At 72.5% G+C, this 14,320-nt stretch carries 15 protein-coding genes; 7 read left to right on the top strand and 8 right to left on the bottom strand.

Annotated features, from left to right (window positions below; all coding sequences use genetic code 11):
- Nucleotides 1–80: 80 nt before the first annotated feature.
- The 3 genes from SM418_RS02650 (at nucleotide 81) to ilvA (ending at nucleotide 3,538) form a co-directional block, all read left to right on the top strand.
- The gene (locus SM418_RS02650; RefSeq protein ID WP_371939004.1) at nucleotides 81–1,289 is read left to right on the top strand and encodes an FIST signal transduction protein; all 1,209 of its coding nucleotides are present in this window, start codon (nucleotides 81–83) and stop codon (nucleotides 1,287–1,289) included.
- Entirely contained in the window at nucleotides 1,286–2,236 is a 951-nt protein-coding gene (locus SM418_RS02645) for an ROK family protein (RefSeq protein WP_371938495.1), read from the top strand. The genes SM418_RS02650 and SM418_RS02645 overlap by 4 nt, the downstream gene beginning before the upstream one ends.
- A 78-nt stretch (nucleotides 2,237–2,314) precedes the next feature.
- Complete coding sequence (gene ilvA, locus SM418_RS02640; RefSeq protein WP_371938496.1) at nucleotides 2,315–3,538, top strand: threonine ammonia-lyase; 1,224 nt, start codon at nucleotides 2,315–2,317, stop codon at nucleotides 3,536–3,538.
- Nucleotide 3,539: 1 nt separating this feature from the next.
- On the opposite strand, the gene SM418_RS02635 is transcribed toward ilvA, so the two are convergent.
- From SM418_RS02635 to hppD, 5 genes are all read right to left on the bottom strand, one after another.
- Nucleotides 3,540–4,964, bottom strand: coding sequence for a M1 family metallopeptidase (locus tag SM418_RS02635; RefSeq protein ID WP_371938497.1), 1,425 nt, complete (start codon nucleotides 4,962–4,964; stop codon nucleotides 3,540–3,542).
- Between the two features lie 132 nt (nucleotides 4,965–5,096).
- A complete protein-coding gene (locus SM418_RS02630) occupies nucleotides 5,097–6,671 on the bottom strand; it encodes a M1 family metallopeptidase (RefSeq protein ID WP_371938498.1) in 1,575 nt (524 codons plus the stop codon).
- A 61-nt stretch (nucleotides 6,672–6,732) separates the two neighbouring features.
- On the bottom strand, nucleotides 6,733–7,245 hold the full coding sequence (locus tag SM418_RS02625) for an RDD family protein (RefSeq protein WP_371938499.1): 513 nt from the start codon (nucleotides 7,243–7,245) through the stop codon (nucleotides 6,733–6,735).
- A gap of 435 nt (nucleotides 7,246–7,680) precedes the next feature.
- Nucleotides 7,681–8,598 (bottom strand): RDD family protein, encoded by a 918-nt coding sequence (locus SM418_RS02620; RefSeq protein ID WP_371938500.1) that lies wholly within the window; start codon nucleotides 8,596–8,598, stop codon nucleotides 7,681–7,683.
- Nucleotides 8,599–8,704: 106 nt separating this feature from the next.
- Complete coding sequence (hppD, locus tag SM418_RS02615; protein WP_371938501.1) at nucleotides 8,705–9,832, bottom strand: 4-hydroxyphenylpyruvate dioxygenase; 1,128 nt, start codon at nucleotides 9,830–9,832, stop codon at nucleotides 8,705–8,707.
- A gap of 103 nt (nucleotides 9,833–9,935) precedes the next feature.
- Here hppD and SM418_RS02610 point away from each other — a divergent pair, with 103 nt between their 5' ends.
- Nucleotides 9,936–10,430: an Lrp/AsnC family transcriptional regulator gene (locus SM418_RS02610; protein WP_371938502.1), complete on the top strand. Its 495-nt coding sequence runs from the start codon at nucleotides 9,936–9,938 to the stop codon at nucleotides 10,428–10,430.
- A gap of 112 nt (nucleotides 10,431–10,542) precedes the next feature.
- Here the strand turns inward: SM418_RS02610 and greA are convergent, their stop codons facing one another.
- Both greA and SM418_RS02600 read right to left on the bottom strand, forming a co-directional pair.
- The gene (gene greA / locus SM418_RS02605) at nucleotides 10,543–11,043 is read right to left on the bottom strand and encodes a transcription elongation factor GreA (protein ID WP_371938503.1); all 501 of its coding nucleotides are present in this window, start codon (nucleotides 11,041–11,043) and stop codon (nucleotides 10,543–10,545) included.
- 192 nt (nucleotides 11,044–11,235) lie between these two features.
- A complete protein-coding gene (locus SM418_RS02600; RefSeq protein ID WP_371938504.1) occupies nucleotides 11,236–11,619 on the bottom strand; it encodes a DUF4307 domain-containing protein in 384 nt (127 codons plus the stop codon).
- 177 nt (nucleotides 11,620–11,796) lie between these two features.
- On the opposite strand from SM418_RS02600, the gene mca reads away from it, so the two are divergent.
- From mca to SM418_RS02585, 3 genes are all read left to right on the top strand, one after another.
- Entirely contained in the window at nucleotides 11,797–12,660 is an 864-nt protein-coding gene (gene mca / locus SM418_RS02595) for a mycothiol conjugate amidase Mca (protein WP_371939005.1), read from the top strand.
- On the top strand, nucleotides 12,660–12,893 hold the full coding sequence (locus SM418_RS02590; RefSeq protein WP_371938505.1) for a hypothetical protein: 234 nt from the start codon (nucleotides 12,660–12,662) through the stop codon (nucleotides 12,891–12,893). The genes mca and SM418_RS02590 overlap by 1 nt, the downstream gene beginning before the upstream one ends.
- A 91-nt stretch (nucleotides 12,894–12,984) precedes the next feature.
- On the top strand, nucleotides 12,985–13,791 hold the full coding sequence (locus tag SM418_RS02585) for a tetratricopeptide repeat protein (RefSeq protein ID WP_371938506.1): 807 nt from the start codon (nucleotides 12,985–12,987) through the stop codon (nucleotides 13,789–13,791).
- Here SM418_RS02585 and SM418_RS02580 read toward each other — a convergent pair.
- Nucleotides 13,788–14,264 (bottom strand): pyridoxamine 5'-phosphate oxidase family protein, encoded by a 477-nt coding sequence (locus SM418_RS02580; protein ID WP_371938507.1) that lies wholly within the window; start codon nucleotides 14,262–14,264, stop codon nucleotides 13,788–13,790. The two genes, SM418_RS02585 and SM418_RS02580, sit on opposite strands and share 4 nt — an antisense overlap.
- Nucleotides 14,265–14,320 lie beyond the last annotated feature (56 nt).

Raw genomic sequence — 14,320 nt, 5'->3', positions numbered from 1 at the left:
GACTGGAGGTGTGAACGGAGTCGGTGAGCGCGGAGCCGGTGAGCACGGAGCCGGTGAACACGGTGAGGGAGGCGGCGCCGATGGCGCGATTCGGTGATGGCCTGGCCCTCGGGCCCGATCTGTCCAGTGCCGCCGCGTCGGCGGTCGAGCAGGCGCTCGCGCCGCTCAGCGCGGCGCCCGACCTGGTGTGCGTGTTCGTCACGGGGGACGATCCGGAGGAGATCGAGGCGGCGGTCGCGGCCGCGGAGCAGGCGGCGGGGCCCACGATGCTGCTCGGCTGCAGCGCCTCCGGGGTGATCGGCGCCGGGCGCGGAGTGGAGGAGCGCGGCGCGGTCAGCGCGTGGGCGGCGGTGCTGCCGGGCGCGCGGCTCGACGCGTTCCGCCTGGAGACCCTCAAGGCCGACGACCGCCTCGTGGTGGTCGGCATGCCGGAGGGGCAGGACGACGACGTCGTCGGGGTGCTGCTGGCCGACCCCTACAGCTTCCCGGTGGACGCGTTCGTGGAGCGCTCCGACGAGGCGCTGCCCGGCCTGCCGCTCGTCGGCGGCCTGGCCGAGGGCAGCGGCCCCGGCGGCGGCGCGCTCGGCGAGGGCGGGCTCGGTGCGGGCGGGGTCGGCGAGGCGCGGCTGTTCGTCGGGGGCGAGGTCTACCGGGACGGCGCGGTCGGCGTCGTGATCGGCGGGTCCGTGGCCGCCGCGACGGTGGTCAGCCAGGGCGCCCGCCCGATCGGGCCCGACATGGTGGTGACGAAGGCCGAGGAGAACGTCCTCTACGAGCTGGCGGGCGTCCCCGCGCTGGAGAAGCTGGAGCAGATCGTCCTCGGGCTGCCGGAGGAGGAGCAGGAGCTGGCCGGGCGCGGGCTGCTGATCGGCGTCGCGATGGACGAGTACGCCGACGAGCACGAGCACGGCGACTTCCTCGTCCGGGGGGTGGTGGGCGCCGACACCGACAGCGGCGCCATCGCGATCGGCGACGTCGTCGACGTGGGCCGCACGGTCCGGTTCCAGGTCCGCGACGCGGGCGCCGCGGAGGAGGACCTCGCCGCGCTGCTCGAACGGTTCGACCTGGCACCGGTCGAGGGCGCGCTGCTGTTCTCCTGCAACGGGCGCGGCCAGGCGATGTTCCCCGACTCCGACCATGACGCGAAGGTCCTCGACCGCGCGTTCGGCCCGGCGGGGGTCGGCGGGTTCTTCGCCGCCGGCGAGATCGGCCCCGTCGCGGGACGCAACCACGTGCACGGGTTCACCGCGTCCATCCTCGCGTTCGGCCGGGCGGGGGACTCCGGTTGACCCCGTCGTGCGTCCTCGCCGTGGACATCGGCGGGACGAAGCTCGCCGCCGCCCTCGTCGAACCGGACGGGCGCGTCGCCGCCTTCGACCGCGCGCCCACCCCGAACGAGCCGGGCGTGGACGGCGAGGAGCTGTGGCGGACGCTGGAGGCGCTGCTCGGCAAGCTCGTCGCCGGCGCCGGCGACCCGCCGCTCGCGGGCGTGGGCGTCGGCTGCGGCGGGCCGATGACGTGGCCCGCCGCCGAGGTGTCCCCGCTGAACATCCCGGCGTGGCGGGGCTTCCCGCTGCGCGAGCGGCTCCGGGCCCGCCATCCGGGCCTGCCCGTCCGCATCCACAACGATGCGATCTGCGTGGCCGTCGGGGAGCACTGGCTCGGCGCCGGACGCGGGCACGACAACGTCCTCGGCATGGTGGTGTCCACGGGCGTCGGCGGCGGGCTGATCCTCGGCGGCCGCCTCGTCAACGGCGCCAGCGGCAACGCCGGGCACATCGGCCACGTCGTCGTCGACCCCGGCGGGCCGCCGTGCGCCTGCGGCGGCCGCGGCTGCCTGGAGGCGATCGCGCGCGGCCCGGGACTGGTCGCCTGGGCGCGGCGGCAGGGCTGGCGGCCCGGCGGCGACGACGTCACCGGCGCCGGGCTGGCCGCCGACGCGCGCCGCGGCGACCCGGTCGCCGGGTCGGCGATGCGGCGCGCCGGACGCGCCATCGGCATCGCGATCGCGTCCGCGACGCACCTGTGCGACCTGGAGGTCGTCGCGATCGGCGGCGGCCTGTCCCAGGCGGGCGCGCTGCTGTTCGACCCGATGGAGGAGGCGTTCCGCACGCACGCCCGGATGGACTTCGCGCGCCGCGCCCGGATCGTCCCGGCCGCGCTCGGGCAGACCGCCGGGCTCGTCGGCGCCGCCGCCCTCGTCTACGCCGGGGACCGCTACTGGAGTGCGGGCTGAGCGCGGCGGGTGCGAGGATCGGAGAATGAGCGAAGCGAACCGGGTGGCGCGGGGGCCGTCCGCCCACGGGAGCGACGCATGACCACCGTCAGCGTCGACGACGTCCGAGCCGCCCGCGACCTGCTGAGGGCGGTCGCCGTGCCCACCCCCCTGATCCCCTCCCGGGTCCTGTCCGAGCAGGTCGGCGGGCCCGTCCTGCTGAAGTGCGAGAACCTGCAGCGCACCGGCTCGTTCAAGATCCGCGGCGCGTACGTCCGGATCGCCCGGCTGAGCGAGGCCGAGCGGGCCGGCGGCGTCGTCGCGGCCAGCGCCGGCAACCACGCGCAGGGCGTCGCGCTCGCCGCGGCCATGCTCGGCTGCAAGGCCACGGTCTTCATGCCGGCCGGCGCCCCGCTCCCCAAGATCGCCGCGACCCGGGGCTACGGCGCCGAGGTCGTGTTCCCCGGGCCGACCGTGGACGACTGCCTCATCGCCGCGCAGAAGTACGCGGACGAGTGCGGCGCCGTGTTCATCCACCCCTTCGACCATCCCGACGTCGTCGCCGGGCAGGGCACGATCGGGCTGGAGGTCATGGAGCAGTGCCCCGACGTCCGGACGATCGTGGCGCCGGTCGGCGGCGGCGGTCTGCTGTCCGGCATCGCCGCGGCGGCCAAGGGCACGGTGAAGGAGACCGGCGGCCGGGAGATCAAGCTGCTCGGCGCGCAGGCCAAGCGCGCGGCGGCGTTCCCGCCCTCCCTCGCGGCCGGCCGGCCCGTCCAGATCGAGATAGAGCCGACCATGGCGGACGGAATCGCCGTCGGCCGTCCCGGCGACCTCACCTACGGCATGTTCACCGACCTCGTGGACGCCGTCGTGACGGTGACCGAGGAGTCCATCTCGCAGGCGCTGCTGCTCTGCCTCGAACGCGCCAAGCAGGTCGTCGAGCCCGCCGGCGCGGCCGGGGTGGCGGCGATGCTGGAGCACGCGTACGCGGTCGAGCCGCCCGTGGTGGTGCTGCTGTCCGGCGGCAACATCGACCCGCTGCTGCTGTCGAAGGTGCTGCGGCACGGCCTCGCGGGCGCCGGGCGGTACCTCGTCGTCCGCTGCCGCCTGAAGGACCGTCCCGGCGCCCTCGTGACGCTGCTGAGCGAACTTGCCGAGCTGGGCGTCAACGTCCTGGACGTGATGCACGAGCGCGTCGCCGCCCGCCTCCACGTCGAGGAGGCCGAGGTCCTCATGCACCTGGAGACGCGTGGGGCCGACCACTCCGAAGACGTGATCGGCCGCCTGCGCGAGAAGGGCTACACCCTCACCCTGAGCTGACTCAGAGGGACGGCTTGTCCTCCGAGTAGAGCCACGCCTTGGCCCAGGCGTCCAGGTTCTTGCCGGAGAGGCGCCCGGCGAAGCGGACGAACTCCGCCGTGGACGCGTTGCCGTACCGGTGCGCGGCGGGCCACGCCTTCAGCAGCCGGTAGAAGTCCTTGTCGCCGATGATCCCGCGCAGGACGTGGACGGCCATCGCTCCGCGGTCGTACACGAGCCCGTCGAAGATGTGGTCGCGGCCCGGGTCGGCGACCTTGCCCTTCCACAGGGCGTCGTCCGCGGGTGTCGCGTAGGTGTCGTCGAAGCTCTTCTGGACGGGCGTGCCGTTCGCGTGCTCGGCCCACAGCCATTCGGAGTACGTCGCGAAGCCCTCGTTCAGCCAGATGTCGGCCCACTTCGCGGGGGACACCGCGTCCCCGAACCACTGGTGGCCCAGTTCGTGCGCGAGGAGGCCGCCGCTCGGGATGGCGCCCGGCCGGCGTCCCAGGTCGTAGACGGGACGGCCCTGCGTCTCCAGCGCGTAGCCGACGCCCGCCTTGACGACGATCCCGCCCGTCGAGGTGAACGGGTAGCGGCCGTAGACCGACGACTGGAAGTCGGTGACCTCGCCGGTCTGGTCGTGGAACTTCTGCGCGTCGTCCGGCTTGATGGCCATTGCCTGGTCGGTGGCGGTGAGGTTGGGGACGCCCGCCTTCGTCCGGCCGCTGAGGACGTCGTACCTGCCGATCGCGAGCATGGACAGCTCGCTCGCCATCGGGTTGCGGACGTCCCACCGGGTGGTCGTCCAGCCGCCCTTGGTCTGGGTGGCGCGCAGGTCGCCGTTGGCGAGCGTGGTGAGGCCCTGCGGCGCCGACAGCGTGAACGTGTACGTCGCCTTGTCGGTCGGGTGGTCGTTCACCGGGTAGACGGTCGCGGCGCCGAACGGCTGGTTGAGCATCACCGCGCCGTCGGGCGTCGGCACCCAGCCGGACGTGCCGAGCGTCGCGTCCTCGATCGTCTGCGGGACGCCCGAATACGCGACCGTCACGGTGAAGTTCCGATGCTCGCGCAGCCCCTTGCGCGGCGTGATGACCAGTTCCTGGGCACCGGTCCGCCGATAGGACGCGGCGCGCCCGTCCACCTTCAGCGAGGAGATCTTCAGCGGGCCGAGGAAGTCCAGGTCGAACCGGGACAGGTTCTGCGTCGCCGTCGCCTTGATCTCGGTGACGGCCTGGATCCCCTTGGTGGCGGGGTCGTACTTCAGGCCGATGTCGTAGTGGGCGACGTCGTAGCCGCCGTTGCCCATGTCGGGAAAGTAGGGGTCGCCCGCGCCGGGCGCGCCCGGGGCGAACCGCGCGGCGGCCGCGCCGGCGGGCGCGGCCGTCACCGCGAGGCTCGCGGCGACGCCCAGCGACACGGCGGCCAGGGCTCGTGGAGTTCTGCTCATCGACCTCGTCCTCGGTACCTCGTCAAGCCGTCACAACCGTGATCAAGACTTTCTCGCGAAGTGGCCCGGGACAAGCGCGAATTGGTATCGAATTGGCTCAGCCCTGGTGTTCTTCCGGTACAGGCCGCACCGTCACTTGGCCGGACGGCCCTTCTGGTAGAGCCAGTCGTCGAAGAACGCGTCGAGCTTCTTGCCCGACACCCGGTTCGCCAGGGCGACGAACTGCTCGGTCGTCCCGCCGGAGTGCCGGCGCTCCTTCGTCCACGTCCGGAGGATCTTGTAGAAGGTGTTCTCGCCGACCCGGTTGCGCAGCGCGACCAGCGTCATCCCGCCCCGGTCGTACACCGAGCGGCCGAACATCTGCTTGCGGCCCGGGTTGCCGGGCGGGACGTTCCACAGCTCGGACGCGCCGAGGCCCTCGTAGGTCTCGTCGAAGTGCTGCTGGACGGACGGGCCGCCGGTCTTCTCGTCCCACAGCCACTCGGCGTAGGTGGCGAAGCCCTCGTTCAGCCAGATGTCCTGCCAGCGGGTGACGCTGATGCTGTCGCCGAACCACTGGTGCGCCAGCTCGTGCGCGACGATGGTCGGCTGCAGGCCGAACGACCCGTACACCGGGCGGGTCTGCGTCTCCAGCGCGAAGCCGACGTCGGCGTTGTCGATCAGCCCGCCGGAGGAGGAGAACGGGTAGGGGCCGAACAGCTTCGACCACTCCTCGGTGATGTTTCCGTTCAGCTTGTGGAACTGGTCGAGGCTCACGCCGGGCAGCGTCGGGTCGACCGCAGTGATGACCGGGATCCCGCTCGGCGTCTTGCCCGTCGCCACCCCGAACCGGCCGACGTCGACGGTCGCGAGGTAGGTGGCCATCGGGCTCTTGACGCGCCACCTCGTCGTCGTGTCGCGCCGCGTCAGGCCGTGCTGCGCCACGGGGACGACGCCGGGGCCGTCGGTCGTCGGGGCCCCAGTCGGCGGAGTGCCGGGCAGGCCGGGCGTCCCGCCCGTCCCCTCCGGCGGCGTGTCGGGCTCCCCGTTGGCGATCGCCGTCAGACCCTGCGGGACGGTGAGCTCGAAGTCGAACGTGGCCTTGTCGCTCGGGTGGTCGTTGCTCGGGAACCAGGTGTGCGCGCCGCTCGGCTGGCACGCCACGAACACGCCGTCGGGGGTGCGGATCCAGCCGTACTTGCCGAGCACCGGGTCCGACACCGGCTTCGGCGTCCCCGAGTACTTGACCACCGTGGTGAACTTCGCGCCCTTGCGCAGGGTCTTGGCCGGGGTGACCTCCAGCTCGCTGCCGGCGCGCTGCTGCCGCGCCTGCGCGCCGTCCACCTCGATCGAGGAGACGTCCAGGCCGGTCAGGTCGAGGTTGAAGCGGGCGAGCTGCTCGGTCGCGGTCGCGGTGATCGTCGCTGTGCCGTCGAGCTGCTTCGGCCCGTCCGGGGTGATGGTGAGCTTCAGCCCGTAGTGCTGGACGTCGTAGCCGCCGTTGCCGTCGCCCGGCACGTAGTCGTCGCCCGCGGTGGTCGGGCCCGCCGGCCCGGTCGCGGCGCCCTTCGGCGGTCCGCCGGGCCCGCCCGGGTCGTCGTCGCCGAGGGGAACCTGGCAGGCTGCGGTCAGCGACCCCGCGACGGCGAGGGCGGCCAGTCCCGCGGCACCGCGGACGGCTCGCGACCCGTGGGGGCGGGGACTGGGGGAGTTTCCGGCCGTATGCACCCGCCCAGCCTGCCCTTACCGGGACCTGCCGGGCAACTCGGATGCCCACAGACGGCCTTGTTCAGCGGAAGTCGTACGGGTTGGGGTGATGTGGTCCGGCCTTGACGACGACGGTGTGCGCCACCTTGCAGTGGATGGCCTGCTTGCGGGAATCGAACAGGATCCACGAGATGTCGATGAGTCCGATGCAGCCGCAGATGCCGCCCAGCACGCTGTAGAAGGCCGAACGTCCCAGCGCCTGCCCGTAGGTGATCGCCTGCCCGTTGTCGTCCCGGACGACGCGGATCCGCAGCAGCATCTTGCCGAGCGTCTGCCCCCATTTGGCGTGCATGAGCCAGAAGTAGAGGAGCGCGACGACGATGCTGATGGCGTTCGTCCCGACCTGGGCGCCGTTGTACATCGACGTGCCGGGCTCCGGGTTGAAGACGCGGTCCCAGTGGATGAACGGGATCGAGATGAGGCCGGCCACGATCCCGATGACGATGAGGTCGAAGATCCCGGCGGCCAGGCGCGCCCACCGTCCCGCCAGCTCGCCGGAGGGGGCGCCGTAACCCGCCCCGCCGTACCCGGGCACGCCTCCATACCCGTGCTGGGCTCCATAGGGCTGCTGGCCGCCATGGGGGTGCTCGCCATACGGCTGTTGGCCCCCGTACGGCTGTTGGCCCCCGTAGGGCTGCTGCTCGCCGTAGGGCTGCTGGCCTCCGTACGGCTGCTGCTCGCCAGACGGCTGCTGCCCTCCGTAGGGTTGCTGGCCTCCGTAGGGTTGCTGACCGCCGGAGGGCTGTTCGCCCTGGGGCTGCTCGCCGTATCGCGGCCGGCCCCCGTAGGGCCGCCCTTCGTAGGGCCCCGGCCGTCCGGGCTCCTCGGGTCCTTGCGGACGGTCGTCTTCCGGCCCTCCCCCGGACGCGGGGTCTCGCGGCGGTTGCGTCATGTCGTCAGCGTGGCCATGCCATCGCCGTCGAAACATCGCCGCGTCCGGGAGCGTCCCGAAATATTCGCCCCTGATCGATCAAATCTTGCCGGGGTCGCCCGCCTGGCCGGAGCCGGGGGGCCGCGCGTACGGGTTCGGCGTCCACGGGGTCGCCTTCATCACCACCGTGCCGGCGGCCTTGTCGTGCAGCGCCTGGCGCCGCTCGTCCCACAGGATCCAGGCGTTGTCGAGCAGGCCGACGATCCCGAGCAGGGCGCCTCCGGCGGCGAGGAAGTTGAGCAGGACGGTCACGATGGTGATGGCGTAGACGATCGCCTCCCTGACGGCGGACTGCCCCCACGTCACCGCCGACCAGTCGGCCGCCTTCACCACCCGGATGTTGAACGCCTTCTTGCCGAGCGTCTGGCCCCACTTGGCGTGCGAGACGGTGAAGTAGGCGAAGCCCAGCACGAAGACGACCAGGTACCCGCCCAGCAGCACCGGGATGTTGTACAGGTCCATCGGGTCGGTGATCGGCTCGCCGGACGAGATGGACTCCTCCATCTTGTCCCAGCGGATCGCCAACAGCGCCGCCGGGACGGCCACGATGCTGAGGAGGACGCTGTCCAGGATGCCGGCGCCGAGGCGGGCGAGGCGTCCGGCCAGCACGTCCTGCGGGCCGCCGGGGGCGCCGTAGCCGGGCAGGGGAGGCGCCTGCGGAAGCGGCGGACCGTATCCGGGCTGCTGGGGGCCGGGCTGCTGGGGGCCGGGCTGCTGGGGGCCGGGCTGGCCGTATCCGGCCGCCGGGGGAGGAGGCGTCGGGCCGGGCTGGGCGCCGTAGGTGCCCTGGTACGGCGGCGGACGGTCGGGCGGGGCGGGCGCCTCGGCAGCGGGCGCCTCGGCGGGCGCCTCCGGAGCGGAGGCGTCCTGTGCGGGGGGTTCCTGGCCCGCGGCCTCGGGATCGGGGGCCTTCCACCCGCCGTCCGGGGGCCGGGGGTTCTGCGGCGGTTCGCTCATGCCCCCACAGTGTGCCCGCTACCGGCCACGACCAGGGTACCGGGGAGCCCGGCCCCGGACGCGGGATCCGCGTCCGGGGCCGGGCTCCCCGGTACCCTGGTCGGCGTCACAGGTTGCCGCGGCGCTCCTGCTCCCGCTCGATCGCCTCGAACAGGGCCTTGAAGTTGCCCTTGCCGAAGCCCAGCGAGCCGTGCCGCTCGATCAGCTCGAAGAACACGGTCGGACGGTCCTGGACGGGCTTGGTGAAGATCTGCAGCAGGTAGCCGTCCTCGTCCCGGTCGACCAGGATGCGGCGCTTGCGCAGCTCCTCGATCGGCACCCGCACCTCGCCGATGCGCTCGCGCAGCTCGGCGTCCTCGTAGTAGGAGTCGGGGCTCTCCAGGAACTCCACGCCGGCGGCCCGCATCCGGTCGACCGACGCGAGGATGTCGTTCGTGGCGAGGGCGATGTGCTGCACGCCCGGCCCGCCGTAGAACTCCAGGTACTCGTCGATCTGCGACTTGCGCCTGCTCTCCGCCGGCTCGTTCAGCGGGAACTTCACCTTGCGGGTGCCGTCCGCGACGACCTTGGACATCAGCGCCGAGTACTCGGTCGCGATGTCGTCGCCGACGAACTCCGCCATGTCGGTGAAGCCCATGACCCGGTGGTAGAAGTCCGCCCACTCGTCCATGCGCTCGACGTTGCCGACGCAGTGGTCGATCGCCTGGAAGTACCGCCCGTGGGAGCGACGCCCTGTCTCCCCCGGGGACGGCTCTTCCCGCGGCTGGACGATCGGGTCCGCGGCCGCGAACCCGGGCAGGTAGGGGCCCGTGTAGTTGGAGCGGTCGACCAGCGAGTGCCGCGTCTCGCCGTAGGCGGCGATCGCCGCGACGGTCACCTTGCCGTGCTCGTCCTCCAGGACGTGCGGCTCCTCCAGGCCCTCGGCGCCGTTCGCGAGCGCGTGCCGGTAGGCGTGCTCCACGTCCGGGACCTCGATCGCGAGGTCGACGACCCCGTCGCCGTGCTCGGCGATGTGCCGGCCGAGGTCGGTGCCCGCCTTCACCGGGCCGCGGAACACGAACCGGGCTCCGCCCGACTCCAGCACGTGCACCGCCTCGTCGGGGCTGCCGTTCTCCGGGCCCCGGTAGGCGACCCTGCGCATCCCGAACGCGGTCGAGTAGTAGTGGGCGGCCTGTTTGGCGTTGCCGACGGCGAAGACGACGGCGTCCATACCCCTGACCGGAAACTCATCCATGCCGTCCAATCTCGACATGCGGCTACAAGGTGCGCAAGGGTGAGTTGGATCGCTGGGCAATCTGTACAGTGAACCCCGGTACCGACCGGTATCCCTGTACATCGTGACCAGGAACACGGGAGGCGCCGTGGCGATCGACGACCTGGACGCGCGGCTGATCGAGATGTTCGCCGCCGAACCGCGCGTCGGCGTCCTGGAGGCGTCCCGCCGGCTCGGCGTCGCGCGCGGCACCGTCCAGGCGCGGCTCGACCGGCTGGCCCGCGACGGCGTCGTCGCCGGCTACGGCCCGGAGATCGACGCGGTGGCGCTCGGCTACGGCGTGACCGCGTTCGTCACGCTCCAGCTGCGCCAGGCGGGCGGGCACGACCCGGTCGCCGCCCGGCTCGCGCAGGTCCCGGAGGTGATCGAGGCGCACACCATCACCGGGCCCGGCGACATGCTGTGCCGCGTCGTCGCCCGCAGCAACACCGACCTGCAGCGCGTCATCGACGTGATCGTGGACGTGGCGGGCGTGGAGCGCGCGTCCACGGTGATCTCCCTGGCCACGCAGATCCCCTACCGCACCCTCCCCCTGGTGCGCGCCGCCGCCACCGGCTGAGCCGTGGCAGAGCCGGTGTGGCAGAGCGAGTGCGCCGGGGCCGGTGCGCCGGGGCGGCGCCGCTCCGGCTCGGGTGAGCCGGAGGGCGCGGACGGCGCCGGCTCGGGGACGGTCAGGCGCCCCCGTACGGCGTGGCGTCGAGGATCTCCACGGTCATGGAGCGGCCGTTCGGGAGGTTGTAGGTGGCCTTCTCGCCGACCTTCTTGCCGTCGATGGCGGCGCCGAGGGGGGACTTGGGCGAGTAGACGTCGATGGGGGCCCCGACCTCCTCGCGGGAGGCGAGCAGGAAGGTGACCTCCTCGTCGTCGCCCTCGAAGGAGACCGTGACGGTCATGCCGGGGCCGACGATGCCCTCGGTCCGCGGAGCCTCGCCGACGCGCGCGTTCTCCAGGATGCCCTGGAGCTGCAGGATGCGCCCCTCGATCTTGCCCTGTTCCTCCTTGGCCGCGTGGTAGCCGCCGTTCTCGCGCAGGTCGCCCTCCTCCCGCGCCGCCTCGATCTTCTGAGCGATCTCGATGCGGCCCGGGCCCGACAGGTGGTCCAGCTCAGCCTTGAGCCGGTCGTACGCCTCCTGGGTGAGCCAGGTGACGTTGTCAGCGCGGGTCTCGGTCACGGGTACTCCTCATCCACCATGGTGCGATCCTCACCCGCCCACGCGGGTGGGTGTCACATCGACATGAGTGCGGCCGGGTGAAACCTCTAGCCTATCCGGTGTGTGCGGGTAAAGGTTCCCTGAACTCGGCGTCCGCAATCCGCCAATCGTGGTTCGTCGTTCACCGGGCGTATCTGGGCTTATCGGGCCGTCTCACACCTTGTGGCAGTCGCGGATCCGGGCTCCGGTGGCCCGCCGCGGCGTCGTCAGCGTCTCGGTCCCCTTGACGCCGGACTTCCCGGCCGGCGCCGAGACCTCCTTCTGCGCCAGGATGGCGAAGCCGGTGTCGTAGGCGTCCACCGTGCAGCGGACCTCGTCCCCGGACCCCTTGGCCACCGTGTAGTTGATCACCACTGAGCCGTCGGTGATGTCGTAGGAGACGGTCTGCGGCACGATGCCCGGAGTCTGCCCCGTGTGCGCGGCGAGCACCCCGATGCCGAGCGCCATCAGCGCCGCCAGCGTTCCGGCGAGCACCATCCCGAGCCGGCCGCGCCGGGGCTCGGCGGGCGCCGCTGTCTTCGACACGCTCGTCGTCATGGCGGGGAATCTCCGTGCGGTGTGCGGACGTTGTCAGGGACAATTCTCGTCTGTGCCGGCGCATGCCTCGAACCGGGGGGCGCCACGAGAGTCCCGAGAGGAAGATCCGTGTCCGAGGTCATCGACGGTACGACGCTGGAGCGGCCGTGCGGCGGCGGCGCCGAGCCGCTGCGGCTCATGGCGGTGCACGCCCACCCCGACGACGAGTCCAGCAAGGGCGCGGCCACGATGGCGAGGTACGTCGCGGACGGCGTCGAGGTGCTCGTCGTCACGTGCACCGGCGGGGAGCGCGGCGACATCCTGAACCCGGCGATGGACCGGCCGGAGATCAAGGCCGACATCGGCAAGGTCCGCGAGGCGGAGATGGCGCGGGCCCGCGAGATCCTCGGCGTCCGGCAGCACTGGCTCGGCTTCGTCGACTCCGGCTTCCCCGAGGGCGACCCGCTGCCGCCGCTGCCGGAGGGGTGCTTCGCGCTGGAACCGGTGGAGACCGCCTCCGAGCCGCTGGTGCGCGCCGTCCGCGACTTCCGCCCGCACGTGATGCTCACCTACGACGAGAAGGGCGGCTACCCCCACCCCGACCACGTGAAGTGCCACGAGGTGTCGGTGGAGGCGTTCGAGGCCGCGGGCGACCCGGAGCGCTACCCCGGTGCGGGCGAGCCCTGGCAGCCGCTCAAGCTCTACTACCACATGAGCTTCAGCAAGGACCGCATCAGCGCCCTCCACACGGCGATGGAGGACGCCGGCCTGGAGTCGCCCTACACCGACTGGATGAAGCGCTTCGAGGAGGAGAGCGAGCGGCGCGCGAAGTGGGACGTGACCACGCGCGTCCCGTGCGCCGACCACTTCGAGACCAGGGACCGCGCCCTCCTCGCCCACGCCACCCAGATCGACCCCAACGGGCCCTGGTTCGTCGTCCCGCTCGACATCCAGCGCGAGGCATGGCCGACCGAGGACTACCATTTGGCCAGGTCCCTCGTCGACACCGAGGTGCCGGAGGACGACCTGTTCGCCGGCATCCGGGAGAAGGTGTGTCTGTGATGCCGCCCCTCTACGCCATGCCGCTGAACGATGACACGGTCAGTCCCGGCCTGCTCGGCTTCGCGGTGTTCCTCGCCCTCGTCGTCGCGACGGTCATCCTGATCCGCTCGATGGGCCGGCAGATGAAGAAGATCCAGGCGCCCAGCGAGGAGGATCTGAAGCAGCAGGAGTGGGAACGCGCCCAGGCGGCCAAGAGCGCCGCCTCGGCGAAGAAGTCCGCCGACGGTGCCTGAGGGCGAGGCCGACGTGCCTTACGGTGCCTGACCGGCGCCTGACGGCGGATCGTCCGGTTCGATCCGGGCCCGCCCGGGGAGGACCCACGTCGTGCGCGCGAACTTCGAGGACGCCTACCGCGAGCTCGCTCCGGCGGCGGCCCGGCTGCTCAGGCTGCTGAGCCTGCCACCCGGCGAGGAGATCGAGCCCGCGGCGGCCGCCGCGCTCGCCGGCGTTCCGGAGACCGAGGCCCGCGAGCTGCTGGAGACGCTGGCCGCGCACGGGCTCGTCACCGCGTCCGGCGGCCGGTTCCGGCTGGCCGGTCCGGTCCGTGATCTCGCGCGCGAGCGGGCCTGGCACGACGAGAGCGAGGCCGACCGGAACGCCGCGGCCCGCCGCCTCCTCGACCACGTCCTCGACTTCTCCTCCGCCGGGGACGAATCCCGGGGCCGCGCCTTCCTGGACCGCGAGCGCTGGTCGGAGGCGGTCGACGTGCTGCGCGAACGCCTCGACCGGGCCGAGGCGGAGGGCGACCCGCACGCGATCCTGGTGTCCCGCCACGAGCTCGCCCGCGCCCTGATCAGGACGGACGCCCTGGACCGCGCGATCGCGCTGCTCGGCCCGCTGCCGGACGAGTTCGCCGCCCTCCCCGAGCCCGACGACCGAGGCCGCGCCGGCGCCCTGACGACCCTCGGCGAGGCGTACCTGCGCGCCCGCCGCCCGGTCGCGGCCACCAACTTCTTCGGCCAGGCCCTGGAGATCCTGCGCAGGCACGGCACGCCCGACGAGCAGGCGGCCCTGTTCGTCCACATCGCGGACGCCGCCGGCCAGCGCGCGGACCACGCCGCCGAGACCGCTGCCCTCGTCCGCGCGACCGAACTCGCCGAGGGGGACGAACCGGGCCGGCCGCGTGGCTAGGCCTTGCGGTGGTCCCAGCTGACGACGCGGTCGGGGTCCATGACGATGAGGACGCGCTTGGCCAGCGCCTGCTCGATGCCCTCGGCGATGACCGGGTCGACCGGCTCGCCGATCTCGGGGACGGGCAGCCCCGCCATCCGGGAGCCGACGACCATGCCGACCTTGCTGCGCGGCCCGGGGTCCTCGATGACGAGGCCGCGCCCGTAGAGGGCGACGCCGCGCAGGTCGTTGTACTCGTCGCCGTCCTCGACGAGGCAGGTCATGGTCGGGTTGCGGCGCAGGTTCAGCACCTTCTGCGACGCCTTGTACGTGGTGAAGGCGATCTTGCCGTCGAGCAGCGTGTAGAACATCGTGACGAGGTGCGGCTCGCCGTCCCTGCCGACGGTCGCGACCTGGACCTTGAAGTTGTCCGCGAGGTAGGACGCCACCTCCTCCGGTGTCATCTTGATCTTGTCGCGCTTGCTCCCGGCCAACGGGGCCTCCCTGGCTCGTCTGTATCGCGCACAGAATAACCAAGCGCTTGCCCGTG

It is taken from the genome of Actinomadura chokoriensis (assembly GCF_041463665.1).
Classification (GTDB): Bacteria; Actinomycetota; Actinomycetes; order Streptosporangiales; family Streptosporangiaceae; genus Spirillospora; species Spirillospora chokoriensis_A.
This window is presented reverse-complemented; position numbering and strand designations above follow the sequence as displayed.